At 66.7% G+C, this 21,203-nt stretch carries 23 protein-coding genes; 9 read left to right on the plus strand and 14 right to left on the minus strand.

What is annotated here, in order from left to right; genetic code table 11:
- Positions 1 to 858: 858 nt before the first annotated feature.
- The gene (locus TX76_RS11805; protein ID WP_049902699.1) at positions 859 to 1,191 is read right to left on the minus strand and encodes a BsuPI-related putative proteinase inhibitor; all 333 of its coding nucleotides are present in this window, start codon (positions 1,189 to 1,191) and stop codon (positions 859 to 861) included.
- Between the two features lie 119 nt (positions 1,192 to 1,310).
- On the opposite strand from TX76_RS11805, the gene TX76_RS11810 reads away from it, so the two are divergent.
- Together TX76_RS11810 and TX76_RS11815 are read left to right on the plus strand one after the other, a co-directional pair.
- A complete protein-coding gene (locus TX76_RS11810; RefSeq protein ID WP_049902700.1) occupies positions 1,311 to 2,045 on the plus strand; it encodes a DUF2797 domain-containing protein in 735 nt (244 codons plus the stop codon).
- 52 nt (positions 2,046 to 2,097) lie between these two features.
- The gene (locus TX76_RS11815) at positions 2,098 to 2,547 is read left to right on the plus strand and encodes a hypothetical protein (RefSeq protein WP_049902701.1); all 450 of its coding nucleotides are present in this window, start codon (positions 2,098 to 2,100) and stop codon (positions 2,545 to 2,547) included.
- Between the two features lie 129 nt (positions 2,548 to 2,676).
- On the opposite strand, the gene cysE is transcribed toward TX76_RS11815, so the two are convergent.
- Entirely contained in the window at positions 2,677 to 3,243 is a 567-nt protein-coding gene (cysE, locus tag TX76_RS11820; RefSeq protein ID WP_049902702.1) for a serine O-acetyltransferase, read from the minus strand.
- 144 nt (positions 3,244 to 3,387) lie between these two features.
- Between cysE and TX76_RS11825 the strand changes: the two genes are divergently transcribed.
- On the plus strand, positions 3,388 to 4,530 hold the full coding sequence (locus TX76_RS11825) for an acyl-CoA dehydrogenase (RefSeq protein WP_049902703.1): 1,143 nt from the start codon (positions 3,388 to 3,390) through the stop codon (positions 4,528 to 4,530).
- Between the two features lie 33 nt (positions 4,531 to 4,563).
- Here TX76_RS11825 and TX76_RS11830 read toward each other — a convergent pair whose 3' ends face one another.
- Both TX76_RS11830 and TX76_RS11835 read right to left on the minus strand, forming a co-directional pair.
- Entirely contained in the window at positions 4,564 to 4,878 is a 315-nt protein-coding gene (locus TX76_RS11830; RefSeq protein WP_049902704.1) for an AzlD family protein, read from the minus strand.
- A complete protein-coding gene (locus tag TX76_RS11835; RefSeq protein WP_049902705.1) occupies positions 4,871 to 5,650 on the minus strand; it encodes an AzlC family ABC transporter permease in 780 nt (259 codons plus the stop codon). The genes TX76_RS11830 and TX76_RS11835 overlap by 8 nt, the downstream gene beginning before the upstream one ends.
- Positions 5,651 to 5,775: 125 nt before the next feature.
- On the opposite strand from TX76_RS11835, the gene TX76_RS11840 reads away from it, so the two are divergent.
- A complete protein-coding gene (locus tag TX76_RS11840; protein WP_049902706.1) occupies positions 5,776 to 6,051 on the plus strand; it encodes a DUF7111 family protein in 276 nt (91 codons plus the stop codon).
- A 1-nt stretch (position 6,052) separates the two neighbouring features.
- On the opposite strand, the gene TX76_RS18115 is transcribed toward TX76_RS11840, so the two are convergent.
- Both TX76_RS18115 and TX76_RS11845 read right to left on the minus strand, forming a co-directional pair.
- The gene (locus TX76_RS18115) at positions 6,053 to 6,193 is read right to left on the minus strand and encodes a hypothetical protein (protein ID WP_195156050.1); all 141 of its coding nucleotides are present in this window, start codon (positions 6,191 to 6,193) and stop codon (positions 6,053 to 6,055) included.
- 94 nt (positions 6,194 to 6,287) lie between these two features.
- Complete coding sequence (locus TX76_RS11845) at positions 6,288 to 6,683, minus strand: hypothetical protein (RefSeq protein ID WP_049902707.1); 396 nt, start codon at positions 6,681 to 6,683, stop codon at positions 6,288 to 6,290.
- 126 nt (positions 6,684 to 6,809) lie between these two features.
- Between TX76_RS11845 and TX76_RS11850 the strand changes: the two genes are divergently transcribed.
- The gene (locus tag TX76_RS11850) at positions 6,810 to 7,148 is read left to right on the plus strand and encodes a cupin domain-containing protein (RefSeq protein WP_049902708.1); all 339 of its coding nucleotides are present in this window, start codon (positions 6,810 to 6,812) and stop codon (positions 7,146 to 7,148) included.
- Positions 7,149 to 7,225: 77 nt separating this feature from the next.
- Here TX76_RS11850 and TX76_RS11855 read toward each other — a convergent pair whose 3' ends face one another.
- Positions 7,226 to 7,423 carry a DUF5800 family protein gene (locus tag TX76_RS11855; protein WP_049902709.1) on the minus strand — a complete coding sequence of 66 codons (198 nt, stop codon included), beginning with the start codon at positions 7,421 to 7,423 and terminating at the stop codon, positions 7,226 to 7,228.
- A 97-nt stretch (positions 7,424 to 7,520) separates the two neighbouring features.
- Between TX76_RS11855 and TX76_RS11860 the strand changes: the two genes are divergently transcribed.
- The 3 genes from TX76_RS11860 to TX76_RS11870 are packed head-to-tail and all read left to right on the plus strand — an operon-like array spanning position 7,521 to position 10,473.
- Entirely contained in the window at positions 7,521 to 8,861 is a 1,341-nt protein-coding gene (locus TX76_RS11860) for a polymer-forming cytoskeletal protein (RefSeq protein ID WP_049902710.1), read from the plus strand.
- A gap of 7 nt (positions 8,862 to 8,868) precedes the next feature.
- A complete protein-coding gene (locus tag TX76_RS11865) occupies positions 8,869 to 10,050 on the plus strand; it encodes a redox-regulated ATPase YchF (protein WP_049902711.1) in 1,182 nt (393 codons plus the stop codon).
- Positions 10,051 to 10,062: 12 nt separating this feature from the next.
- Entirely contained in the window at positions 10,063 to 10,473 is a 411-nt protein-coding gene (locus TX76_RS11870) for a hypothetical protein (RefSeq protein WP_049902712.1), read from the plus strand.
- Between the two features lie 21 nt (positions 10,474 to 10,494).
- On the opposite strand, the gene TX76_RS11875 is transcribed toward TX76_RS11870, so the two are convergent.
- The 3 genes from TX76_RS11875 to TX76_RS11885 form a co-directional block, all read right to left on the minus strand.
- Entirely contained in the window at positions 10,495 to 10,989 is a 495-nt protein-coding gene (locus tag TX76_RS11875) for a hypothetical protein (RefSeq protein WP_228842371.1), read from the minus strand.
- Positions 10,990 to 11,349: 360 nt separating this feature from the next.
- On the minus strand, positions 11,350 to 16,590 hold the full coding sequence (locus TX76_RS11880) for a S8 family serine peptidase (protein WP_079890818.1): 5,241 nt from the start codon (positions 16,588 to 16,590) through the stop codon (positions 11,350 to 11,352).
- Between the two features lie 181 nt (positions 16,591 to 16,771).
- Entirely contained in the window at positions 16,772 to 16,990 is a 219-nt protein-coding gene (locus TX76_RS11885) for a hypothetical protein (protein WP_049902714.1), read from the minus strand.
- Positions 16,991 to 17,032: 42 nt separating this feature from the next.
- Here TX76_RS11885 and TX76_RS17630 point away from each other — a divergent pair, with 42 nt between their 5' ends.
- Positions 17,033 to 17,176, plus strand: coding sequence for a hypothetical protein (locus tag TX76_RS17630; RefSeq protein ID WP_154019069.1), 144 nt, complete (start codon positions 17,033 to 17,035; stop codon positions 17,174 to 17,176).
- A 35-nt stretch (positions 17,177 to 17,211) separates the two neighbouring features.
- Here the strand turns inward: TX76_RS17630 and TX76_RS11890 are convergent, their stop codons facing one another.
- The 4 genes from TX76_RS11890 to TX76_RS18120 all read right to left on the minus strand — a co-directional run bounded on the left by TX76_RS11890 (position 17,212) and on the right by TX76_RS18120 (position 21,147).
- On the minus strand, positions 17,212 to 18,063 hold the full coding sequence (locus tag TX76_RS11890; protein ID WP_049902715.1) for a UbiA family prenyltransferase: 852 nt from the start codon (positions 18,061 to 18,063) through the stop codon (positions 17,212 to 17,214).
- Positions 18,064 to 18,181: 118 nt separating this feature from the next.
- Entirely contained in the window at positions 18,182 to 19,612 is a 1,431-nt protein-coding gene (locus tag TX76_RS11895) for a sugar porter family MFS transporter (protein ID WP_049902716.1), read from the minus strand.
- A gap of 208 nt (positions 19,613 to 19,820) precedes the next feature.
- Entirely contained in the window at positions 19,821 to 20,942 is a 1,122-nt protein-coding gene (locus TX76_RS11900; protein WP_049902717.1) for a pyridoxal phosphate-dependent aminotransferase, read from the minus strand.
- 58 nt (positions 20,943 to 21,000) lie between these two features.
- Positions 21,001 to 21,147, minus strand: a complete 147-nt coding sequence (locus TX76_RS18120) for a hypothetical protein (RefSeq protein WP_195156051.1) — start codon at positions 21,145 to 21,147, stop codon at positions 21,001 to 21,003.
- Positions 21,148 to 21,203: the final 56 nt, after the last annotated feature.

Below are 21,203 nucleotides of genomic sequence, written 5' to 3' on the forward strand. Positions count from 1 at the left end.
TCGGATCATCGCATGGGGTCGCTGAATATCCTCTCTATGCGCACTAAGAACGGGAGGCAACCAGCTGCGGGAATTGGGTTCGCTCTCGATGACAACAAGCGAGGCGATCTATCCCTTAGTCGTACCATGGGTGATGGCATCCTCAAAGGATCTGTTGTTTCTGACGGTCAGGTAGTTCAAAAAGGTGCAGAGCAGGTTTCGTACGATGAAATATATCATAGTATGGATGTATCACCCCAGAGTTCTGATGAAGTTTCTTGTTGGGAATGCACGACATACGTCGGAGGCGTATGTGCTGCTGGTGCTGCCCTCATAGCTAGGTTCGGCTGTGGAGCTGCCTGCACTCTGGCCGGATTCCTTGCTCCTGCATGTAAAATTGCCTGTACTGTTGTATTTGCCGCTATCGGTACAGTTATCTGTAGCTTTCCTGCATATTACGGTTGTCGACAAGCCGGTGTCTGCTAACAGGAGTCGTGATTATGAATCGTTTGCCCGTACAGCGGAACGATGCCGGTTGGTTCCCCCTCAAGGCTGGTTTAGCGACCGGAATCACCTTCTTCCTGGGCGCAGTTTTCGTCTGGACCTACTTGACGGACAACTATTCGTACATACTATTGATTTCATTAACGATGGGTGTCATTTCGGGGACGACATCGTATCTGGCTTGGAACTGGACGATAAAACCCCGCAGTAAATAGCCAGCCGGTCCGTCAACACCGGAGTTCAGTCCGATCACGCTCGGTGGCTGCCTGCCGGCGCACCGTCCCCGCCGGCTTGGGCTCGTCACTGCTCGGGCGGCGCTCGGTGGCACTCACGCCACCGGCGAAGCTCCGAAGTGACGATCGATCGGGGTGCGTGTTAGACCGACACCTCCGTTCGTGCCTCGCAGTCATGGTTCGTGGCTTCGAGGGTCGCCACGACGGTATGAGTGCCTGCGTCCGGCTGCTCCCACTCGCCCTCGTAGGTGACGGTTTCGCCGGGCGCGAGCTCTTCGGACTGGAGCGCCTGCGTGAACATCCGTCCCTGTGACCACCGCCAGCGCTCGTCGTCGCCGTCGAGCACCGCGAAGTCCGCGGTGCAGGAGTCACGGAAGGAGAGCTGCTCGGCCTCGTTGCCCTCGTTTTCGACGGTGAAGACGAACGCGACCCGATCCTCGTCCGTCCGGGTGTCGAGCGTGCCGGTGAGCGTCATGGCGGGAGTGTTCACATCGGAGCGACAAAACCGTACGGGCGGCCGGTAACGGTGAGGAGGAACAGTAGTGATGGAGATAGAACGGCAGTGATTTGCCGAGCGCTTGCCTACCGCGCGGCGTGCAGGTCGTCGGCTACGACTCCCGCCCGGACGCGCCAGGCCTCCTGATCACCGAAGCGGGTGGCATGCGCCGCGAGACGCTGACCTCCGGGACGGAGCTCGCCTACACCCTCCGCGAGCGCCACTGTGCGGGCACGATCGACGGAGAGACCCACGTCGCATGCGACCGCGAGCGTACGCCGTACTGTGAACTCCACACCGTTCCATGGGCCGTGGCGAACAACCGCGATTCCGACGAAGAGCACGCGATCTACCTCGCGGCGTTCGCGCCCAGGATGTTCAAGGTGGGCGTCACGCGATCGGCACGACTCGACACGAGGTTGCGCGAGCAGGGTGCCGACCGTGCCGCACACGTCGAGGTCGCCCCGGACGGCCGGAGCGCGCGCAGACGCGAGACCGCGATCGCCGACGACCACGACATCACCGAGCGAGTGCGGGTCCCGACGAAGATTCGCGGACTCGCCGACGTCGTGGATGTGGCGGCCTGGAACGAGCTGCTTTCGGCATTCGAAGTCCGTGACGAGTTCGCCTTCGAGTACGGCCTCGATCTCACGGAGCGCCCGGTCGCCGAGACGCTGCTCACCGGAACCGTGTGCGGTGTCAAGGGCCGAGTGCTGGTGCTCGATCACGCCGGGACGACCTACGCAGTCGATCTCCGGAGCCTGGTCGGCCACGAACTCACGACCGGCGCGACCGACCGGATGCTCCAGGCCAGCCTCACCGGGTTTCAGTGAGGGGGCGACCGGTCACCGAACCCTTTTCCGACGGGCCGGCGAACCCGGGCGCATGGCGAACGACGAACCCGACGACGAAAGCGTCGACACAACGGAGACGGACGCAGACACCGAAACCGACGCGAGCGAGGACGAACAGTCCTTCCGCGATCGCGTCGAGGAGATCCGCGAACAGCGCGCCGAGGAAGGCGAGGGCGAGGGCGACGACCGGAGTCGCGAGGAGCGCATGGAGGAGATGATGGGCGGTGGTGGCGGTCCCGGCGGTGGTGGCATGGGCGGCGGCAACCCGTTCGCGCAGATGATGGGCGGCATGATGGGCGGCGGTGGCGGTCCCGGCGGTGGCGGCATGGGCGGAATGGGTGGCGGTCCCGGCGCAGGGCCCGGTGGCCCCGGCGAGGAGGGCGGCAACGAGGAGATGGTCCGCGAACTCCGCCAGCTCCGCGACGAGGTCCACGACGTCCGGCGGACGCTCGAACGGATCGCCGACGCGCTCGAAGACTGACCGCCCGACGCCGACCCGTTTTTCCGCCGGCGGTACGAGAGGTCGAATCGAACAGCGAGTCAAGGCTATACGGTTCCGGTAGTAACTCCATCCACGGACCGTTAGTCGGATGTTCGGCGGTCGCTGGCGTCAGTCGGGAAAGCCGCTACCGAGCTCGATCGATTCGTCCTCCTGGCACTCGCCGACGAGCTTCGCGGGGTTGCCGACGACGGTGCAGTTCGGCGGGACGGACTCTAATACGACGGACCCGGCCCCGACGCTCGCACCCTCGCCGATGGTGATCGGGCCTAATACTGTGGCGTTCGAGCCGACGGTCGCGCCGTCTTCGAGGGTCGGGTGGCGCTTTTTGTCCTCCAGCGAGTCGCCACCGAGGGTCACGCCCTGATAGAGCATGGCGTCGTCGCCGATCTCTGCGGTCTCGCCGATCACGATGCCCGCGCCGTGATCGATGAAGAATCGATCGCCGATCTCGGCTCCCGGATGGATCTCGACGCCGGTGAGAAAGCGGGCGAGATGGGAGAGCAACCGCCCGGCGAGGCGGTGGTCGCGCTTCCAGAGCGCGTTGGCGATCCGGTAGGTCCAGATGGCGTGGAGCCCCGGATACGTGAGGAGGACCTCGATCGTGCTCTTCGCCGCAGGATCCTTGGCGAACGCCGTCCGAACGTCCTCCCGGATTCGATCGATGAACGAGAGCATGTGTACCCGACTCACGGGACGACGGCAGATAAGCGATCGGTATGCGGATCCGGTTTGCCTCGAAGCCGGCGGAGCGAGCGGGACGGGGAATGTCCGGACGACCGTGGCGGAACGCATAAAGAACCGCGCGCCGGATGATAGACCATGGACTTCAGCCGGTCGACCGAGCAGAAGCAGATCGAGGAGATGGTGACGGAGTTCGTCGACGAGGAGATCAAACCCCGTGCGGCCGAAATCGACCACGAGGACGAGTTCCCGCACGATCTCGTCGACGAGATGGCGGAGTTGGGGCTCATGGGGATGCCGTTCCCCGAGGAGTATGGCGGCGCGGGCCTCGACTACCATTCCTACGCGATCGGTCTGTCGGAGATTGCACGGGGATCGGGCGGACTCGGCACTGTCGTCGCCGCCCACATCAGCCTCGCGGGCAACATGCTCTACGAGTTCGGGACCGAGGCCCAGAAAGAGAAGTATCTGACGCCGCTCGCGGCGGGAGAGGATATCGGTGCGTTCGCGCTCTCGGAGGCCGGCGCGGGCAGCGACGTGTCCGCGATGGAGACAGTAGCCAAAAAGGAGGGCGACGAGTACGTGATCGACGGCGGCAAGCTCTGGATCTCCAATGGCTCGGTCGCCGACACGGTCACCCTGTTCGCGAAGACCGATCCCGACGCGGGCAACAAGGGGATCTCCTCGTTCGTCGTCCGGCCCGACGAGGACGACGGCTTCCACGTCGAGGGGACCGAGGACAAACTCGGCGACAAGGGCTGTCCGACCGCCGAGTTGCGCTTCGACGGAATGCGGATTCCGGAAGAACGGCGGCTCGGCGAGGAAGGGAGAGGATTCGTCCACGCGCTCAAGACGCTCAACGGCGGCCGGATCACGATCGCCGCCCGGGGGGTCGGGATCGCCCAGGCCGCCCTCGACGAGGCGCTCCGATACTCTCAGGATCGCGAGCAGTTCGACCAGCCCATCAGTGACTTCCAGACCATCCAGCACAAGCTCGCCGACATGGACACCAAGCTCCAGGCCGCCAGGCTGTTGATGCACCAGGCGGCCGATCTGAAGATCCGGGGCGAGGACTACAGAAAGGAGGCCGCCCAGGCGAAGCTCTACGCAAGCGAGATCAGCAGAGAGGTCGCGAACGAGGGCATCCAGATCCACGGCGGGTACGGTTACACCAAGGACTTCCCCGCCGAGCGGTTCTACCGGGACGCCAAGCTCAACGAGATCTACGAGGGGACGAGCGAAGTCCTCAGAAACACGATCGCGCAGAACCTGCTCGACTGACGCCCGGAAGGCCGCTATACGACTCGGACGCCACTACACGATCCCTCTGACAGCCAGCACGGTGCCGACGCCGACGGCGAGCGACAGCAGCAGGTTCCCGGTCCTGCGGGCGACCGCGACGGTCGCGGCCGCGGCGATCCACTCGGGAACGCCGCCGTTCGCGAGCGCGGGTGCGACGAACGCGACGACGACCGCACCCGGAAGGACGTCGAGCCCGGCTTCGGCCCGTTCGGAGAGGTCGACACGGCCGACCAGCCAGAGTCCGCCGGCCTTGGTAGCGTACGTGACGACGGCCATCCCGGCGACGAGGGCGAGCACTGCCGGATTGAGCGCGAGCGCGCTACCCATCGTGAGTCACCATCCTGACCCCGGCACCCGCGAGCGCCCCGACGATGACGTACCACTCGCCGGGGAGGACGGCGTTCGTGACGAGCGCGACGCCAGCGGCGACGAGCCACGGCCGGAGCGATTCGCGACCCTCCCAGAGTCCGGCGGCGAGCGTGAGGAAGAGCGCGGTCACGACGAAATCGAGCCCGTACTGTGCGGGGTCGCCAACGAGATCGCCAGCGGTCACGCCGACGACGGTCGCGACGATCCAGAGTAGCCAGAGAACCAGCCCGCTGCCGAGCAGGAACGCGCCCTGCCGACTGCCCGCCCGGAGCGTTGCGATCGTGAGCGCCCAGTTCTCGTCGGCGGTGAAGAAGACGCTGCCGTAGGCCGCACGCGGCGAGAGGTGACGAAACCACGGGCGAAGTGCGGCCCCCAGCAGGAGATAGCGGAGGTTGACGATCCCGACCGTGGCGACGACGGTGACTGCCGGAACCGAATCCGCCCAGAGTTCGACCGCGATGAGCTGTGCGGCCCCCGCGAGCACGGTCGCGCTCATCAGCCCGGCCTCCGCGACGCTCAGCCCGGCACGGCCGGCGAGCACACCGAAGACGACGCCGTAGCCCGCGACGCCGACCGCGACCGGGAGTCCGGTAACGAACCCCTCGCGGACGCCCGCGAGCGTGAACGTGACGTCCCCTCTCTCGCTCGAAGGCGTCGATCCCGCCGCCGCTCCGTCCGTCGAATCCCGGTCGGTCGTCGCTCGCTCGGTCGACGAGTCGGTTTCAGCCACCGTGTGTTCCTCGCGTGGCGACGGTCATCGTGAGACGGCACGACCGCAGTGGATAACCGCTTTGCGAACGGCCTCGATCGGCGGGGACCCACGGGCTTTTGCTGCGGCCAGGCGAACACGGACCGATGACCGACGGGACCGCCGAGGCGAACGGCATCACCGCCCGCTACACCGAGACCGGCACCGAGCGCGTGCTCGCGTTCGAATTCGAGGGACGGACCGCGGCGATCGCGCAGAACCGCGAGGGGTACGCGATGCTCAAGGTCCGACCGACAGTCGAAAGCGACGAACTCGAACGGTACTACGGGTTCGACATGGCGCTCGATCACGCCGCCGAACTCCTCGGAACCGCACCGAACGACCTCCCCATCCCCGAGTCGGCCGCCGACATGGGGATGTGACTCAGAGCGCGGTGAAGACGAGATACGGCACGGCGAACAGCAGGAGCGTCATCACGAGCAGGATGGCTCCGTACCCCAGGAACGTCCCGAGGACGGTCAGCCACGAGGGGTGCTCGGCCCCGCCGGGCAGGTACTGGTTCATACCCGAGGGAGCGCCCGCCGGGGCTTAAATCCCACAGCCGACGAGGGGCGCTCGGTCGCGCGCGAGCCGCACGACCGACAGGGCCGGTTCGTCGCTACTCCCCCACGAACCGCTCCGTCACCGCGAGCGCGACGCCGACGGCGAGAGCCCCGGCCACGAGCCACGCCCAGAGCGGGATCAGCGGACCGCCGGACGTCTCCACGAGCGCGCCGATGGCGATGACGAGGATCAGGCCGGTGACGGTGGTGGCCGCCGTCATCGCCGGGCGGAGGTTCTCGGTTCGGTAGGAGTGGAGGCCCGCAGCGACCGTGGCGAGACCGACCAGGGCGGCGACGACCCACAGCACGTAGACCCCGACGACGACCGGCCCGCCGCCGTCGGGCGGGCGAACCGCGAGGGAGGGGACGATACCGACGAGGAGCCCGAGGACGACCACCGGAAGCGCGCGGCGGTCGCCCGCCGGCGAAGCCAACTGCCCCTGTCGTTCCATCGTGGCTCAGCCGCTCCGTCGGGTTCGTATCTCGCTGTCGATACCGAGAACCGATCGTCCGCGGATGTCCATGAACGACTACTGAGGGGGTGGCGCTTTTATTTGCTTGGCCGCGGTGGGAACGATATGGAGATCCGTTCGGCGGCAGCCGTCGAGAGCACCGAGGCAGTCGAGGGAGTGCATCTGCAACGCCTGGCCGGTGGCGAGGAGGCGAACGTCCAGCGGTTCACGATCGGTCCCGGGGCCGTCGTCCCGGAGCACAGCCACCCACACGAGCAGGTCGGCTACGTGATCGAGGGGGAGCTGACGTTCACCGTCGACGGCGAGGAGCGCGTCGTCGGCGCGGGCGACTCGTACGTCCTCGCTGGCGACGAACCCCATAGTGTCGAAAACCGCGGCACGGACCAGGCAATCGGCCTCGACGTCTTCAGCCCACCGCGGGACGACCCCGACTGGGAGAAGTAGTCGATCGACGGGCCGCCGCTCGACTCGTCGTGTGGTGTGGTCTCAGATGCCGAGTCACCGAGCGCGAGGACGACGGCTCACGCGGTGATGTCGCCGATGCGGCGGGGCTCGCCCGAGAGCGCCGGATCGGGTTCGACGATCTGCAGCACTTCGTGGTCGGTGATCTCGGGGTAGGGCTTGTCGACGGCGTCCTCGATCAGCGCGCGTTCGAGCCGGAACTCGGTGCCTTCATAGACCACGTCGACACCTTCGTCGTCGAACGATAGAACCGTCATGGCCGGGCTTCGACGCTCGCCGGTAAAAATCGCTCGTCGGCCGACCGCGGCCGACGGACGGATTGGATTTATTACGCACCCCCACCGAACGGTCGGTGTGTCGCTCCGCTCGGACCCGCTCGCCGCGCTCGTCGTGCCCGATGGCACCACCGTCGAGGAACACGCCATCGTGACCGACCGGGACGTGATCGTCGGAACTCAAAGCGAGATCGCACTCGGCGTCCGCGGCCGGAACGTGATCGCCGGCGAGCGCGTCGCGATCGCTGGCGACGTCGAGGCGGACGCCGACTGCCGGCTCGACACGTGGTGCGAGCTCGGCGGGAACGTGCTCGCCGGCGCGGACGCCTACATCGGCGAGCGCGTCACGATCGACGGCCAGCTCGTGGTCGCGGGTGACCTCGACATCGGCGACGACGTCACGATCGAGGAGGGGTTCGACGCCAACGGCTGGATCGTCATTCGCAACCCGGTCCCGACGCTCGTCTTCCTCTTCACGTACCTCACCCACCTCCTCCGCATCGGCGAGGAGGATCTCGCGGAGGACGTCGTTTCCGAGGTGTTCGACGAAGGGGAAGGGGAGCCGCTCGTGATTCCGAAGAACGCCGACGTGACCGACGACGCGTGGCGGGTCTCGACGCCCGCCGAGGTCGGGAGCGACTGCCGGCTCCACGGCAACCTCCGGGCCGAATCGATCACGGTCGGCGAGCGTACTGAGATATTCGGGAGTCTCCGGGCGCGCGAATCGATCGCCGTCGAGAGCGGGACGACGGTCCACGGCGACGTCACGACCCGCGGCGGTGAGGTCGAGATCGCCGCCGACGCGCAGGTTCGCGGCGACATCGCGTGCGAACGGCTCCGCCTCCACGAGGGAGCGGTGGTCGAGGGTGCGATGCGCGCCCGCGGCGAGATGACGATCGTCCGCGAGGAGAACCCTCTCGCGACCGACACCGAGAGCGCCGATCGGGCGACGGACGAGGACGCCGAACCCGCATCCGAGGCGCGCCCGCCGTCGAGCGAAACGGTGGCCGACATCGACGGGGAGGAAGTGGCGGCGCACGAGGAGTCGACCGAATCGGTCGAGTCGACCGATCGAACCGAGCCGATCCAGGCGATCGAGCCGATCGAACCGGCCGCGACGGAACCGGCCGCCGACGGGCAGGGGTCGAAACCACCGGCCAGGGCAGAACCAGTAGCCGAAGCGGAATCGACGGACGAGGGATCGTCTTCGGCGAACGGAGACGACCGTGCGGAAGCGGGGGAGCGCCAGACGGGCGAACCGTCGGAGCCAGCCTCCGCGGCCGAGGAGTCGAACGGCGAGGAACCGCCGGAGCCGGCGATCAGGGAGGCCGAATCCAGCACGAACGAGGCCGCGGAGTCAGCGGCGGACGACGCCGAGGAGTCCGAGGAACCGAAAGGCAGTTTCACGCCGCCCGAGTAGGCGCGCCATGCTCTCGCTCGCGCTCGCCGGCAAGCCGAACGCCGGCAAATCTACCTTTTTCGAGGCGGCGACCATGACCGAGGTCGACGTCGCCAACTACCCCTTCACCACGATCGACCCGAACCGCGCGGTCTCGTCCGTGCGTACCGACTGTCCCTGTCTCGATCGCGAGGAGCGCTGCGGCAACGAGCACTGTCGCGACGGCAAGCGGTACGTCCCGGTCGAACTGCTCGATGTCGCCGGGCTGGTGCCTGGCGCACACGAGGGGCGAGGGCTGGGCAATCAGTTCCTCGACGAACTCACGACCGCCGACGTCATTCTGAACGTCGTCGACGCCTCCGGCGGGACGAACGCCGAGGGCGAACCGGTCGAGGTCGGCGACCACGACCCCGTCGAGGACGTGGATTTCGTCGCGAGCGAGATCGAGCGCTGGCTCGCGGGGATAATCGAGCGCAACTGGGAGACCGTCGAGCGCGGGTCGCGCTCGCCCGGCTTCGCGATCGACGACCACCTCGCGGAGCTGCTCTCGGGTGTGGGTGCGAGCGAGCCCGCGATCGCGGCGACGCTTCGCGCGCTCGACTACCCCGCCGACCCGCGCGAGTGGACCGACGACGACCGGCTCGCGCTCGCCCGCGAGATCCGCGCACGAACCAAACCCCTCGTGGTCGTGGCGAACAAGGCCGACGTCGCGCCCTCGGACAACCTCGATTCGCTGTCCGCGGCCGCCGAGCGCGCGATCCCGGCGACCGCGGACGGCGAACGCGCGCTCAGACGCGGGGCCGAGGCAGGCGTGATCGACTACGACCCCGGCGACAGCGAGTTCTCGGTCGTGGGTGATCTCTCGGCAGGCCAGCGCACGGGCCTCGAAACCGTCGAGGACGTCATTGGGGAGTACGGTGGGACCGGCGTCCAGCGCGCGCTGAACGAGGCGGTGTACGACCTGCTCGACTACATTACTGTGTACCCGGTCCAAAACGAGTCGAAGTGGACCGATGGCCAGGGGAACACTCTCCCCGACGCCTTCCTCGTGCCCCGTGGGTCGACGCCGCGCGATCTCGCCTTCGCGGTACATTCGGACATCGGCGAGGGGTACCTCCACGCCGTGGACGCGCGCTCGAATCGAGAGATCGGCGACGACCACGAACTCGCGGAGGGCGACGTGGTGAAGATCGTGAGCACCGCGAAGTAGCACGACGACAGGATGACGAGAACGTTCCGGGTGCCGATCGAGACCCCACAGCCGACGCAACTCTGGCTCTCTGGTCGGAAGCTCCACGCCGCGAGCGCGTGGTTCGATTTCGACGAGCCTCGGTACGACCCGCTGCCCGTTCTGCGCGGCGCGACGGCGTTTCCGGACCGCGACGAGCCCGTGCTGATCGACGGTCACACCCGTGCCTTCCTCGCCCATCTCGCCGGCGCGGACGAGCTCCTGATCCGCGACGTGAGCGACGAGGATCATCCACTAGGACTGTACGCCGACTGCGTCGCGTGGTGCGAACGAAAGGAGGTCACGTCGGTGGCCGACTTCGCCGGCCGGGTCGTGAACCACGAGACCCACCAGCGGCGGTGGGTCGACCGGTGTCACCGCGTGGCGAGCGTGCTCGACGAATGAGTGCGCCGGGCGCGTCGCCCGTCAGTCCATGACTTCGGCCGTATCGATCCCGACGACGATCCCCGCATCGATGTTCCCTTGAGGATCGTCGGCCGCCGCGAGCAGTCGTTCGGTCTGTGCGGTGTGCGCTCGCTGTGCGGCCGCCGCGAGCCGCGAGTCGAGGTCATGTTCCTCGCGGAGGGTCTCCCACGCCGCCGCATCGACGACGTAGCCCCGAACGCCGTCGACGGTGGCGTACTCGTACTCGCGCTCGTACGTCGAGTGCGATCCGAGCAGCGAGGCGTTGAGCACCACGAGCGCGTCGACGAGCCCCTCTCGGGGAACGTTCTCGTCTTCGGCAACCTCGTCGACGACGTCGGCCTCGATCGGCGTCTCGGCCGCTTCGTCCGTGCCACCGTCGGTCATCCGCGTGTCGGTTTCTGCTCGTCCGGTGTCGGCCGTCGAATCGTCGTTGGAGCGATCGTCGGTCATCGGATCGTGGTTCGCGGAGGGCGTGTTTCGGTGTTGTGGTTGCATGGCTCGGATGGGTCCTCTGCTGTAGTCCTCTAAACGGTCAAAAAACGGTCGGGGAGCGATTGAAACATGACCCACACTCGCACGGAGCAAATGAGAACCGCAGGCCACACCCTCCCCAGCCGATTCCTTCGCCTCACTCCGTTCGGCTCAGTCATCCCTCGCGCGAGGTTGCGCGCCGATGAACGGCGCGCAGCGCGCGCCGCCGCAACTGTCTGGCGGAGCACACTCACTACCCATCGTCGGTGAAGAGGCCCGTCTCCCGGCCGTCGTCGGGAGATCCCAGTCTTCAGTTCAGTCTCGAAACAACGAGAACGAAGAACACGAGGTGACGGAGCCGTTCGGTGGCTCCGCTGGCGTCGATTACCCCGACTGCCGTTGCTGTTCGATCCCGTCGGCACGTTCGCCCCCGAAGACGGGCGCTGGCGGCGCGCCGTTCTCGAAGACGGGTGCCGGCGGCCCACCGTTCGCGAACACCGGCGCTGGCGGAACGGCGGCCTGGCCGCTGCCGTTCGCTGCGGTGACGGTCAGCGGGTGGGAGGCGATCTCCTGCAGGCTGGAGATCGTGTACGCGTAGTCGCCCGGCTCTTTGTCCGCCGCGATGTCGTAGGTGAACGTCACGGTGGTGCTCTCGCCGCCGTCGAGCGTCACCTGCTGTGGGGCGGCCTGTGGCCGGAAGTTCGCGAGCATCTCGCGCGAGCCGAACTCACCGAGATCGTACTGGCTGAGCGTCGACGCCTCGCCAAGGAAGGGGTAGATCGTCTGTGTCCCCTCCTCGTCACCGGTGTTGGTGATGGTGGCGGTCGTCGTGAACGACTCGCCCTGACCCACCTCCGAGGGGCCGGTCAGGTTCGAGATCGCGAAGTACGCCGGCTCCGGCTCGCCGGCTTCGACCGAGATGTTCGCGAGCGCGCTATCGTCGGCGGTCTCGACGCCGTGCTGGTAGGTGCCCTCGGTGGCTGGCACCATGGGTGAGAACGCGACCGTCGTGCTCTCGCCCGGGTCCAGCGTCACTTCACTCGTGTTCGCCGTCGTGCCGTCGAACAGGTACTCGACGGTCTGCGTGCCGGTGGCGTTGCCGGTGTTGGTGATCGTCGCATTCACGTCGATCTCTTCACCGGGTGCGGCCGTGGCGGGGGCCGAGAGGTCCGAAACCGAGTAGTTCGCCTCACCAGGGGTCTCGGCCTCCTCGATCGTGATCGTCGACGATGCGACCTCGTCGGCGGAGACGCCGTGCTCGTACTCGCCCGGCTCGCGGCTCGTCGCAACGTCGTAGGTGAACGTCACGGTGGTGCTCTCGCCGCCGTCGAGCGTCACCCGCTCGGAGAGGTGCGATTGGGTGGTGAACGTGTCACCGCCGAAGTCGGTGCCAGGCGGGAAGTAGAACGCCGTTCGGGTGGCCTGCTCCGACCCGGTGTTGGTGAGCGTCGCGCTCACGTCGATGGTGTCACCCTGGGCCGCGGTGGCGGGCGCGCTCAGGTCCGAGACCGCGAAGAACGACCCGAGGGTGAAGTTCTGGGTGGTGGTCCCGTTCGCTGGCACCTCCACGAACTCGATGTCGGTGGCGTTGTAGCCCTCGGCCTTCGCCCGCAGCGCGTACGTGCCACGGTCGAGACCGGTGATCTCGTAGTGGCCGCTCTCGTCGGTGGTCACGTTGAACGCGTCCCCGTCGGCGTCGACCACGTGCGCGCCCTCGATGGGCTGGCCCGCGGCGCTCTCGACGGAGCCCGCGATCGAGCCGTTACGTGGAGTGACTTCGAAATCGACGCCGGTGACTGCCTCGCCGGGGGCGACCGTGACGATCTCCTGGGGCCGGTAATCGCCAGGCGTGTCGGCGACGTTCACGACGTACTGTCCCGGCGGTACGTCGATGGTGTACGTGCCGTTCGCGCCGGTCATCGCCTCGTGGACGTTGCCCTCGCCGTCCTCGGCGGCGACGGTGACGTTCGCGACCGGTTCGCCGGTGTCGCTCGCGGTGACCGTCCCGCTGATCGACCCGTCCATCGGGGCGAGCGCGAAGTCCTGGGTGACCGTGCCGTTCGCCGGCACGTCGACTTCAGCGGTCGTGTTCTCGTAGCCCTCGGCCGACACCGTGACGTTGTGCGTGCCCGCGGGCACGCCGTCGATCCGGTACGTGCCGTCCGCGCCGGTCACGGCGGTGTAGTTGCCGTCGTCGACCTCAACCGTGACGTCGACCGTCGCGCCCTCGATCGGGTCGCCGGTCGCGTTGTTGGTCACCGTTCCTTCAACGGCACCGCGCTCGACGTCGATCGTGAGCGGCGCGTAGTCCGTATCGTCCTCGCTCTCGACCACGTGGCGGTAGCCGATCGAGATGTCGATGTCGTCCGGGACCGTGTCGGTGAACTCGACGGTCTCGGACTCACCGGGATCGAGCGTGACGTTCTCGCTGGTGTCGTCGAGCGCCCCAACGCTGGTGCCGACCGGACCGAAGCCGCTGACGTGCGCGACCGAGTTCGCGAGGATCCGGTTCGATGCCTCGCTGAACGGAGCGGGAAGGTAGCTCGTCTGTCCGAGCGAGTCCGCGAGCACCGTGTTCGTCGACGCGTCGACCGCGATGGCTGCCCCGGCGGTGGTGCCGCTCTCGCCGACGGTGGCGATCGTCTGACCGCTGTAATCGCTGTGCCAGCTGTGCTCGGGCCCCGATCCGGTGAAGACGTCCACCTGATCACCGGGGTCGCCCACACCGGCGAAGATCGGGTGATCCTGCGTGATCTGGAAGTACGGATCGCCGGCGCTGAACTCGTCGGAGTGGCTCGCCGGATTGCCGGTCGCACTGGACAGTTCGTTGACCGCGTCGCTGCCGCCGAAGTTGCCCCACTGGTCGAGGTAGACGACGCCCGTCTCGGTGTCGTCGGTTGCCTCGTGGAAGTCCTCGACGGGCCCATCGCCCGTCTGGAACTCGTTGACGACGAACGTGTCGTAGGCGTCGATCTCGTCCATCACGTTGCTGGCGTTGACGAACGTCACGTCGTAGCGCTCGGCCGGCAGCGACGATTCGAGCCGATCGACGAGCGCCTGGCTCTGGGTGTCGTTCACGTCGTCGACGACCGCGACGTCGGTCTGATTCGGCACCAGATCGTACCGCACGGTCTGTTCGTCGGTCGCGTTACCGGTGTTCTCGACCGTCGCCGAGACGTTGACCGTCTCGCCGGGGCTGGCCTCGTCGGGTGCGTCGGTGATCTCGACGTCGAAGAATCCTTCGAGCACCGTGATGTTTGCCGTCTGTGAGTCGTCTTCCGTGTGGACACCGTGTTGGTAGGTGCCAGCGCTCACGCCGTCGGTCTCGATGTCCTCGAACCCGACGGTGGTGCTCTCACCCGCACCGAGCGTGACGTTCGTGGTCCGCTCGACTGTGCCGTCGAGGCGATACTCGACGGTCTGGGTGTCCGCCTGGTTGCCGGTGTTGGCGATCGTCGCGTTCACGTCGAACGCGTCGCCCTGTTCGACCTCCGCGGGCGCGCTCAGGTCCGAGACTTCGAAGTTCGACCCGAGGACCGTGATCTCGCCGGTCGCGGAGTCGTCCTCGCTGAACACGCCGTGGTAGTAGTCGCCCGCCGGGAGGTTCGAGGCGTCGATCTCGAACGCCACCGTGGTCTCGTGCGGGCGGTCGACGGGATCGTCGACACCCTCGGGGGCCATGTCGACGATCTCGGTCGCGACGGGTTCGCCCTCACCGAGGTCGCTCTCGTTTTCGGCGACGTGGAACGCGATCTCCTGGAGCGCGCCCTCGTCGCCGGGGTTTTCGAGGTCGACGGTGACGTTGAACGTCTCGGTCTCGTTCACCTCGTCCGGTGCTGTGAGGTTCGACACCTGAATCTCGCCCTCGTCGAGTGTGCCCTGAACCTTCCGCTGGAGCAGGCGCAGGTCGGTCCTGGTGACCTCGCCGTCACGGTTCATGTCCCCGAGATTCGCGTTGAAGTTCTCTGGTTCCTGCCCGTAGAGGTACTGCTGCATCAGTCGGACGTCCTGGACATTGACCTCGCCGTTCTCGTTGACGTCACCGAGTTCGGACTCGGGAGCGGCAGCGGCGATCTGCTGGGTCGCGTTGTGGACGTCGATGATGCCCATCCCGTACCGCGTGTCTTTCTGCCCGTGCTGCGTACTCCGCTCGTCGCTCGGCGGCGTGGGGTCTGCGGGTCTCCACGCCGTCTTGTTGAGCGCCTGCTGGATCTCGTAGACCGACGCATCGGGGTTTGCCGAATGCATCAGCGCGATCGCCCCTGCGACGTGTGGAGTGGCCATCGAGGTCCCGCTGAGGTTCTGATAGCCGTTGCCATCGGGATCGGCGCTCGTTACGGCAGCGCCGGGCGCGGAGACGTTCGGCTTGATGAACGTGCTCGGCCACTCGGCGGGTGGGTCGTCCCAGTTGCTCTTGTCGATGACCCCGCCGCTGGAGAACTCCGCGATGTCGCCCTGGGCGTTCGAGGCTCCGATTGAGAACGTCTTGTGATCGTTGCCGGGCGAGCCGACACACCCCTCGCCAGCGTTCCCGGCTGCGGCGACGAAGCTGGTCCCCGAGGACTTCGCGTTCTCGACCACCGGGATCCACGCTTGCGAGTAGACCGGGCCGAACAGGCCACAGCCCGCGCCGAGGCTCAGGCTCGCCACGTCGGCTCCCTCGCTGACGGCCCACTGGACGCCGCCGATGACCTGGGTGGTCGAGCCGCTGCCACCGGGAATGACCATCCCGTGCATCAGTTGGACGTTGGGCGCGACGCCGATGTACTGGCCGCTCGCGTCGCCACCAGACACAGTGCCGCTGACGTGCGTGCCGTGATAGGCACTATCGCGCGGCTCGGAGCCGGGGACCTGGTTGCCGTTCTCGTCGAACTCGGCCCACCCACCGGGGTAGGTTTCGTTCGACGCGTTCTCGGTGTAGAGATCGATATCCGGGTGGCCGATGTCGACGCCCGTATCGAGCACCGCGACTTTGGTGCCCTCGCCGCGGGTATCGAACTCGTTCCAGGTCTGCGTGGCGTTGATCTGGTCCAGCCCATAGGTAGTGTTGATGTCGTTCGGGCCGGCCGCCGCGTCGTCACCGGTCGGCCGGACGGGCTGGTTTTCGGGCGGTTCCGGGACCGAGATCTCGCGGCTCTTGACGACCGCGTTGACGCCGTTGATCTGTGCCAGCGACCGAACGCTGGTTTCGTTGGTGTCGACGGTGGCCGCAACGAGGTTGGCGATCCAGAACCGGTTGGTGACGTCGACGCCCCCGAGGTCGGTGGCGTCGGTCGTCACCGACGACTGGGTGCTCGCCGCGTGCTGTTTCAGCGTCTCGATCGTCTCCTCTCGATCCGCCCCGCGATCGACGGCCGCCTGATCGAGGACGAGGAGTACGTCGACCGTCCCGTTGGCGTCCTGCAGCGCCGAACCGATCGGGGCTGCTTGTGATTGGGTCGCGCCGGCAGACTGGGTGGCCTGTGTCTGTCCCCCGACGGAGCTCAGTTGTGTGGTATCCGAATCGATGCTATGCTGCGTGGAGTGGTGGCCCGTCCCCATCGCACCGGCGAACGGTGCTGCCATGGAAAGCGTGACCACCCCCGCGACGATGATCGCGAGAACTGTGGCGTATTTACGTGGCATGGTTGGTCCGTGTTTGTTTCGCTGCAACACGCATTGGTATATGTCGATATGACAGCTACCTGTATGCGTGATGGAGCAAGTCTCGAATCTATAGGTCTTAAAATTACCTCTAATTTTCAGATTTGAGGTGCAGTGTAATGTCTACAGACGAATGTTATCGTGCATTCGAGCATGTTGTTGTTCATTTGATCCGATCGATGGTCAGATGGGGTGGAGTTGAGAGATACGAACTCACTTCGAAACTGAAGACGATGCGAGCCGAGGCGTGGTCGGCGAGGTTCGTGCGGGCCTCCGTGACCATCCCCGGCAAGAAATCCGTCATCGCGACGTTCCACTCGTCGGGGACGCGGTCGGCGTTCGCCTCCCAGAGCTTGCCTGGCTCGCAGCCCAACGTCAGCACCCGTGCGTCGTCGGGGAGTTCGAACTCAGCGAAGATCCACGGATGGAACTCCCGCTCGGCGGTGCTGTACCCCTCGTGGAGCGCGATCCGCGCGTTCAGGTTCGTGGCGTCGGCGTACTGCTCTTTGAGCGCGTCCGGGTCGTCCAGTCAATCGATCATTTCGTCGCCGTGTGGAGCGCTTTCTGACAACTTCGGGGGCCCGAGCCACGAGCACCGCCGCGTCACGCGAGCGGTCGGAACCACACCGCGAGAAAGAGCAGTCCGAGGAAGACGTAGGAACCGCGCATCAACACCTCGGTCGCGCGCCGAGGTTCGAGCCGACGGGTCGTCACGGCGACACCGGCGAACGCGACGGCTGCGAGGGCAGTGCTCGGCGGAAACACGCCAGCGGTCGCACCAACGAGCACACCCACGAGTGCGAGCGCAACCAAGCCGTATGCGACCCGGCGAGCGCGCGCCCGACCGAGCATCACGGCGACGGTCCGCTTGTCGATCGAGCGATCGTAGGCGTCGTCCTTCGCGTCGTCGATGACCTTGATCCCCGAGAGGAGCACGAGGAAGACGGCCGCAAAGGCGAGCGACGGCACCGAGAACGTGCCCGTCTGGACATAATATCCACCGAGGATCGAGAGTGCGATCCCGACCGGATAGCCGGCAGTCGCGCCCACGGGGTGCATGTCGAGCTGGGGCGCATGGAGATACCCGACGAACCACGCTGGCAGCGTGACGAGCGCCGCACCGAGTCCAACCGCGAACCAGAGCCAGCCGAGACACGCCGCGAACCCGCCGGTCGCGAGCGCGAGCCCCAGCCGACAGCCCCCCACCGTGAGCGGGTGGTCGTCGTCCTCACCTCGAACGTGGAAGTCGACGTAGCCGTCCTTGACGTGGGCGGTGTAGACCGCACAGAACATCGCCGCCATGTGGACGACACCGGCGACCGGCGAGAGAGTGGGAGCGAGTGCCGCACCGAACCACGACGCCGCGAGCGGTGGGAGCATGAACACCGGATGGACCTGCGAGGCGAGCGCGGCGAGATCGGCTCGTGGTCCCTGCTCGTGGCGTGCGATAGCCATGCACCCACGTTCGAGTCCCCGTCACATAGTTGTGCGGCCGGAGTGTGGCGTTTCGATGCCACAGGGGTCGGCGTACGAACGCGCGTCGATTTCTGAAAGAGACGATCCTCCCGGCGTGTCAGTCGTTGGACGCGGGGTCGGTCGATCGCTCCCGATCCGGGCCTACCATCGCGTTCTCGCGGAGGTCGGCCTCGATGTCTTCGAGCGAGCGGCCCATCGTCTCGGGGACGTGCGAGTAGACGAACACGAACGCGAGGAGGCAGAACCCACCGAGCAGCCAGAACGAGAGGCCCTCGCCGAGTCTGTTGATCAGCGGGAGGAAGGTCAGGGCGACGAGGAAGTTCGCTCCCCAGTTGAAGACGCTGGCGACGCCCTCCGCGGTCCCGCGGATGCGAAGCGGGTAGATCTCCGAGATGAGCAGCCAGAACACCGGCCCGAGACTGATCGCATAGAAAGCGACGTAGCCGATCATGCTCGCAAGCGTCACGTAGCCGACGACGCCCGAGAGTCCGGGGAGGAAGAAGCCGAGCCCCAGAATTCCAAGCATCACCGTCATCCCACCGGTGCCGACGAGCAACAACGGTCGCCGGCCCACGCGATCCACGAGGAGGATGGCGACAACAGTTAAGAGGACGTTGACCGTGCCGACGCCGACAGTACCGACGATCGAGGCGATGTCGTTGAACCCGATGTTGTTGAGGATCGTCGGCGCGTAGTAGATGATGGTGTTGATGCCGCTTACCTGCTGGATGACCGCGAGGCCGACGCCGACGACGAGCGCCGGGCGAACCCACGGTTCGAGCAGGTCCGAGAGGTCGCCTTTCGCCTCGGTTTCGCTGACCTCGTGGATATGCTCGATCTCCTCGTCGATATCGTCGGTGCCGCGGACGCGGGAAAGCACGTCTCTCGCCTCGTCGAGCCGGTCGTTTTCGACGAGCCAGCGCGGGCTCTCGGGGAGGAAGTACGTCCCGACCGCCAGCACCGCCGCCGGCACCGCGCCGAACCACAGCATCCAGCGCCAGCCGATGATCCCGAGGAACTCGGGGGCGAAGGCGTAGTTGACGACGTACGCCAGCAGGATCCCGATCGTGATCATCAGCTGCTGGAGGAAGCCGAGCGCGCCCCGGATGTCGGAGGGAGCCGTCTCGGAGATCAACAGCGGGCCGACGATCGACGCGACGCCGACGGCGACGCCCTCGATGACCCGCCAGACGATGAGCCACTCGATCGTCGGCGACAGCGCCATCCCGAACGAGCCGACGAAGAACACGACTGCACCGGCGAGCGTCAGCCGGCGACGGCCGAACCGATCGGCCAACGTCCCCCCGGTCGCCGCGCCGATCATCGCTCCCACGAGCACGCTGCTGGTGACGACGCCTTCGAGAAACGGTGACAGCGTGAACGTCTGGTCGATGTACAACAGCGCCCCCGAAATGACGCCGACATCGAAGCCGAACAGCAACCCGTTGAGCGCGGCGATCCCCGCCATGACGTAGACGAAGGTGCTGTGCTCGTGCTCGGCGTTCACCAGCCGGTCGGCTACGCCCATCGCTCACCGCCACGGACAACTGCTGTTCGGCCGATGTGGTCCGTCCACAGTCGGTCTCGGTCGCTCCGGTCCGTCGCCGTTCGGTCCGCTCGACCAACAATCACACGGACGATAACCCAGATATGAATGAATATATTGTGGTGTATCGACCACCATCGATCACGATGTTTCGTGGGCGGCGACGCGCGTCAGAGAGGTGTTAGCGACGTCAGCGAACCGCGCTTGCGGCGTCGTCCATGATCTCGAGTGCGTCCTTCAGGTCCTCGATGCCGGCGGCGTAGGAGATCCTGGCGTAGCCGTCGCCGCCGTCGCCGAACGCCTCCCCCGGGACGACGACGACGCCGCGATCGAGACACTCGTCGACCCATCCATCGGGGGCCTTGGGCATGGCGTAGAACGCGCCCTGCGGGGTCGGGGTGTCGAGGCCGGCGTCGGCGAGGCCGTCGAGCAGTACGTCACGGCGCTCCTCGAAGGCGTCGACCATTTCGTGGACGCGATCCTGTGGTCCGGAAAGGGCGGCCTCGGCGGCGTACTGAGCGGGCGCGCTCGCGCAAGCCTGGACGTACTGGTGGACCCGGAGCATTCGGTCGATCCGGCGGTCGGAGCCCGCGACCCAGCCGAGTCGCCAACCCGTCATCGAGTACGCCTTCGAGCAGGCGTTCACCACCACGACGTTGTCCGACTCGGCGAAGTCCATCGGCGAGTGGTGGTCCCCCTCGAAGACGATGTGTTCGTACACCTCGTCCGAGATGCAGAGCACGTCGTGCTCGTCGGCGATCCGCGCGAACTCGCGCATGTCGTCCTCGGACTGGACCGCTCCCGTGGGATTGGCGGGGCTGTTCACCACGAACGCCGCGGTGTCGTCGGTGATGGCTGCCTCCACGTCCGCGGGGCTCATCGTGAGGTCCTCGCGGAGTTCGACGGGGTGTGGTTCGCCGCCGGCGAGGTGGGTCAAGGCGGCGTAGGAGACGAAGCCGGGATCGGGGATGACGACCTCCTCGCCCGCGCTCACGTGGGCCTCGATCGCGAGGTGGAGCGCCTCGCTGCCGCCCGCGGTCGCGATCACCTGGTCCGGGCCGACGTCGAACCCGTTGTCGCGGGCGTGTTTCTCGCTGATCGCCTCGCGGAGTTCGGGGATGCCCGCGTTCGAGGTGTAGCCGTCGGTCGCGCCGCCCTCGATCGCGTCGACCGCCGCCCCCCGGACGTGCTCGGGGGTCGGGAAGTCCGGCTGGCCGAGGCCGAGGTTGATCGCGTCGCCGCCCGCTGCCTCGAACACCTCGCGGATGCCGCTGATCGCGATCCGCTCCACCCGGTCGGCAAAGTCCGTCATGAATCTACAGGCGATGGCGGGGCCGATAACTGTTCGTGTTTCGCCCGCCGTCGGCGACTCACTCGGTCGCCTCGCGCAGCGTCTCGACGTGGTGTTCGAGCGTCGCGAGCGCCGCGTCGGGGTCGACGTAGCCGTCCTCGTAGTCCTCGAACACCGAGTCGGCCCGGTCCAGGAACGTCTCGACGGCGTCGTCCGTATCGGTCATGCGTTCGGTATCCTCGCACGGTACTTGTGTCTGCTTGTCGCCGACGTGTGCTGCGG

It is taken from the genome of Halococcus agarilyticus, assembly GCF_000334895.1.
Classification (GTDB): Archaea; Halobacteriota; Halobacteria; order Halobacteriales; family Halococcaceae; genus Halococcus; species Halococcus agarilyticus.

What these genes read in the sequence shown, in the direction of transcription:
- TX76_RS18115 (WP_195156050.1), bottom strand. Translation starts at nt 6,193, where the DNA reads ATGAACCAGTACCTGCCCGGCGGGGCCGAGCACCCCTCGTGGCTGACC.
- TX76_RS11865 (WP_049902711.1), top strand. Translation starts at nt 8,869, where the DNA reads ATGCTCTCGCTCGCGCTCGCCGGCAAGCCGAACGCCGGCAAATCTACC.
- TX76_RS11900 (WP_049902717.1), bottom strand. Translation starts at nt 20,942, where the DNA reads ATGACGGACTTTGCCGACCGGGTGGAGCGGATCGCGATCAGCGGCATC.
- TX76_RS17630 (WP_154019069.1), top strand. Translation starts at nt 17,033, where the DNA reads ATGGAACTCCCGCTCGGCGGTGCTGTACCCCTCGTGGAGCGCGATCCG.
- TX76_RS11840 (WP_049902706.1), top strand. Translation starts at nt 5,776, where the DNA reads ATGACCGACGGGACCGCCGAGGCGAACGGCATCACCGCCCGCTACACC.
- TX76_RS11830 (WP_049902704.1), bottom strand. Translation starts at nt 4,878, where the DNA reads ATGGGTAGCGCGCTCGCGCTCAATCCGGCAGTGCTCGCCCTCGTCGCC.
- TX76_RS11805 (WP_049902699.1), bottom strand. Translation starts at nt 1,191, where the DNA reads ATGACGCTCACCGGCACGCTCGACACCCGGACGGACGAGGATCGGGTC.
- TX76_RS11855 (WP_049902709.1), bottom strand. Translation starts at nt 7,423, where the DNA reads ATGACGGTTCTATCGTTCGACGACGAAGGTGTCGACGTGGTCTATGAA.
- TX76_RS11815 (WP_049902701.1), top strand. Translation starts at nt 2,098, where the DNA reads ATGGCGAACGACGAACCCGACGACGAAAGCGTCGACACAACGGAGACG.
- TX76_RS11875 (WP_228842371.1), bottom strand. Translation starts at nt 10,989, where the DNA reads ATGCAACCACAACACCGAAACACGCCCTCCGCGAACCACGATCCGATG.
- TX76_RS18120 (WP_195156051.1), bottom strand. Translation starts at nt 21,147, where the DNA reads ATGACCGATACGGACGACGCCGTCGAGACGTTCCTGGACCGGGCCGAC.
- TX76_RS11880 (WP_079890818.1), bottom strand. Translation starts at nt 16,590, where the DNA reads ATGCCACGTAAATACGCCACAGTTCTCGCGATCATCGTCGCGGGGGTG.
- TX76_RS11870 (WP_049902712.1), top strand. Translation starts at nt 10,063, where the DNA reads ATGACGAGAACGTTCCGGGTGCCGATCGAGACCCCACAGCCGACGCAA.
- TX76_RS11825 (WP_049902703.1), top strand. Translation starts at nt 3,388, where the DNA reads ATGGACTTCAGCCGGTCGACCGAGCAGAAGCAGATCGAGGAGATGGTG.
- TX76_RS11890 (WP_049902715.1), bottom strand. Translation starts at nt 18,063, where the DNA reads ATGGCTATCGCACGCCACGAGCAGGGACCACGAGCCGATCTCGCCGCG.
- TX76_RS11845 (WP_049902707.1), bottom strand. Translation starts at nt 6,683, where the DNA reads ATGGAACGACAGGGGCAGTTGGCTTCGCCGGCGGGCGACCGCCGCGCG.
- TX76_RS11895 (WP_049902716.1), bottom strand. Translation starts at nt 19,612, where the DNA reads ATGGGCGTAGCCGACCGGCTGGTGAACGCCGAGCACGAGCACAGCACC.
- TX76_RS11850 (WP_049902708.1), top strand. Translation starts at nt 6,810, where the DNA reads ATGGAGATCCGTTCGGCGGCAGCCGTCGAGAGCACCGAGGCAGTCGAG.
- cysE (WP_049902702.1), bottom strand. Translation starts at nt 3,243, where the DNA reads ATGCTCTCGTTCATCGATCGAATCCGGGAGGACGTTCGGACGGCGTTC.